Here is a 3,335-nt window from a genome sequence, read left to right as displayed (position 1 = left end):
TTGTTGACCGTCTCACGGGATGACGACCACGGGGTGCTGTGCCGTCGTTGATCCTGCCGATGTGGTGTTCGGGGTCGGCGTGGTTTTGATCTTGGTGGTCTGCACCGTCAGTGTGTCGAGGAACTGATGGGTGCACGGCGCCCCCGCTGAATTTCTTGGCAGAGATCTCGGGGGCGCCGTGCGTAGTGCGAAAGGCACTGATGGTCACCGTAGAGGTCGATCCTGAGCGCGTCGAGTCCCGGCTTGCCGCTGGGGAGGTGTTGTGTCCGTCGTGCGCGGACGGGGTGTTGGTCCGGTGGGGTTTCGCTCGCGTTCGCCGTGTCGTCGGGGTGGTCGAGCCGGTGCGGCCTCGCCGGTCGCGGTGCCGTGAATGTGCGGTGACTCATGTGTTGTTGCCGGTGACGTTGCTGCTGCGCAGGGCTTATGGCGCGGAGCTGATCTGGGCGGCGGTGGTGGCCAAGGCGGCCGGCGCCGGGCATCGGGTCATCGGGGCGCGGTTGGGGATTCCAGCGGGCACGGTCCGCGGGTGGCTGCGGGTGGTCACCGGCCGAGCGCAGGTGGTGCGGCACTGGTTCATCTCGGTCGCGGTCACCGCGGGGGTCGACGTGTCGATACCGAGGGCGACCGGGTCGGGGTGCGGGGACGTGCTGGGCGCGGTCGGCGCGGCGCGGGAGGCGATCGCGAGGCGTTTCGGCGATGGGTCGGTGATCGGGGCCGTGACGTCGGCCCGGGTCGCCGCCGTGTGCAGCGGTGCTCGGCTCCTGGCGCCGGGATGGCCGCTGGCGTCCAAGCCTGCTCGCCCAACACCAGTTGACCCTGATGTTGCGGCTGTGGATGGGTCATCGTCGCGGGGATGACTGCCCGGCAACGGGTTTGGGTGGCATCGCCGAGACAGGAGTGGGTGTCATCAATACCGAGGATGAGAAGCGCCGGGAGAGAGGTCACGCGGTGGGGTTGTTCCGTTACCAGTTGATCTGCCCGGCATTGGACAAGGATTTGTCGACGAAGGCCCGTGGCCGGCTGGTCCGCGGGATCGCCGCCCGCGAGCACACCGATCCGTTCGGGGCTCGGGTGCGTTATTCGCGCGACACCCTGGATCGGTGGATACGGCGCTACCGCGCTGGCGGGTTCGCTGAGTTGATTCCCTCGATGCGAACAATGTCGCCGCGCACCGATGCCGCGACGTTGGAGTTGGCGGCGGCGCTCAAGCGGGAGAATCCGGCGCGCACCGCGGCGCAGGTGCAGCGCATTCTGCGGGCGTCGGCGGGGTGGGCGCCCTCGGAGTCGACGCTGCTGCGGTTGTTTCACCGCCTCGAGTTGATCGGCCCGGCCGCTGGGGACGCCCCGGTGGTGTTCGGGCGGTTCGAAGCCGAGAACCCCAATGACCGTTGGACCGGGGATGCATTGCACGGCCCAAAGATTGGTGGCCGGAAGACGTATTTGTTCGCGTTCCTCGACGATCATTCCCGACTGGTCACCGGCTACCGGTTCGGCTACTCCGAGGACACCGTCCGGTTGGGGGTCGCGATGGAGCCGGCATTAGCCGCCCGCGGGGTCCCGGCCAGCGTCTACGTCGACAACGGCTCGGCCTACGTCGACGCCTGGCTGCTGCGGGCCTGCGCGAAACTGGGGATCCGGCTGGTGCATTCCACCCCGCACCGCCCCCAAGGCCGCGGCAAGATCGAACGATTCTTCCGAACCGTGCGCGAGCAGTTCCTTGTCGAGGTCACCGACACCACCGCCGAAGATATGGTCGCTGCCGGCATGGATCACCGCACCGCGCTGCTGGAACTCAACGGCTGGTTGACCGCGTGGATCGAAACCGAGTACCACCGCCGGATCCACACCGAGACCGGCCAAGCCCCGCTGGACCGCTGGGATGCGGGGTGGGCGCGGTTGGGGCGAACCGCGGCGATGCCGACCTCCGAGGATCTGACCGAGGCGTTCCTGTGGTCGGAGTACCGCATGGTCACCAAGACCGCGACGGTGTCATTGCACGGCAACACCTTCGAAGTCGACGCGGCGCTGGTGGGCCGCAAGGTCGAGTTGGTGTTCTCACCGTTCGACATGGAGACCGTGGAAGTCCGATACCGGAACGTCAGTCATGGGAAGGCGTTGCCGCACAACATTACCCGCCACGTTCATCCGAAAGCCCGACCCGAGACGCCCGAGCCGGCGGTGATGCCCGCGACGGGTATCGACTACCTGGAGCTGACCGAGCGAACTCATCATCAGCAGCTCCGCGCCGACCGGCGAATCGGCTACGACGCCCTCTTCGGCGATCGCCAAGGCCACGGTGAGGGTGAAAGCGGCGACGAGGTGGCGGAGCAGTTGAGCATCACCGACATCGCCGGTCAGAGCGGGGCATCGGCATGAGCATCGAACGCCTGCAATCGCATTACGGTTTCACCCGCATGCCGTTCGGGCGGGGGTTGGCCCCGGCGATGCTGCACCGCCACCCAGGCCACGCCGAAGCGGTCGCCCGCATCACCTGGTGCGTGGATCAACACGCCATCGGAGTCATCACCGGGGAGGTCGGCGCCGGCAAGACCGTCGCGATCCGCGCCGCGACCGCGGCGCTGGACCCGGCCCGGCACGTGATCATCTACCTGCCCAATCCCTCGGTGGGGGTCCGGGGCATGTTGCATCACGTCGTGGGCGCGTTGGGGCGGGTGCCCAGCTTCTACACCGCGACCCTGGCACCCCAGGCCGCCGAAGCGCTGGCTGCCGAGCACGCCGAACGCGGTCGCACCCCGGTCGTGGTGATCGACGAGGCGCATCTGCTCGACAACGCCCAGATGGAAGCGGTTCGGATGCTCACCAATCACGACATGGACTCTGGATCACCGTTCGCCGCGCTGCTGGTCGGGCAACCGACCTTGCGGCATCGCCTTCGCCTCGGCGTCCTCGCCGCACTCGATCAGCGCATCGCGGTCCGCTACGCGATAAGTGGTATGCAACCAACCGACACCGCTGACTACATCGCCCATCACGCCAAGATCGCCGGACGGACCGATCCCTTGTTCTCCGACGATGCGATCACGTTGATCCACAACGCCGCTCGCGGGCATCCACGAGCGGTGAACAACCTCGCGGTGCATGCGTTGACAGCGGCGTTCGCCGCGAAGTCCTCGATCGTCGACGAGAAATCCGCCCGCATCGCCGTCACCGAAAGTGGCCACGACTGAATCACTGACCATGCGACGTCACTACACCGACGACGCCGTCACCGCACCAACGAAGACCCTGCCCGCTACGCGGACAGGGTCTTCGTTTCATCAGAACCATCCACACCGGCCATGACGGCGACGTCTGCACCCTCAACGACGGTCAAC

3 protein-coding genes are annotated in these 3,335 nt (G+C 67.1%); all 3 read left to right on the top strand.

The annotated features are described in order from the left end of the window. Positions 1–200: 200 nt before the first annotated feature. The 3 genes from B4393_RS27065 to B4393_RS27055 are packed head-to-tail and all read left to right on the top strand — an operon-like array spanning position 201 to position 3,188. Positions 201–857, top strand: a complete 657-nt coding sequence (locus B4393_RS27065) for a hypothetical protein (protein WP_036391655.1) — start codon at positions 201–203, stop codon at positions 855–857. 49 nt (positions 858–906) lie between these two features. After that, complete coding sequence (locus tag B4393_RS27060; RefSeq protein WP_033720760.1) at positions 907–2,376, top strand: DDE-type integrase/transposase/recombinase; 1,470 nt, start codon at positions 907–909, stop codon at positions 2,374–2,376. After that, complete coding sequence (locus B4393_RS27055; protein ID WP_033720755.1) at positions 2,373–3,188, top strand: ExeA family protein; 816 nt, start codon at positions 2,373–2,375, stop codon at positions 3,186–3,188. The genes B4393_RS27060 and B4393_RS27055 overlap by 4 nt, the downstream gene beginning before the upstream one ends. The last annotated feature ends 147 nt before the right edge of the window (positions 3,189–3,335 follow it).

The organism is Mycobacteroides franklinii, assembly GCF_002013895.1.
Lineage (GTDB): Bacteria > Actinomycetota > Actinomycetes > Mycobacteriales > Mycobacteriaceae > Mycobacterium > Mycobacterium franklinii.
This window is presented reverse-complemented; position numbering and strand designations above follow the sequence as displayed.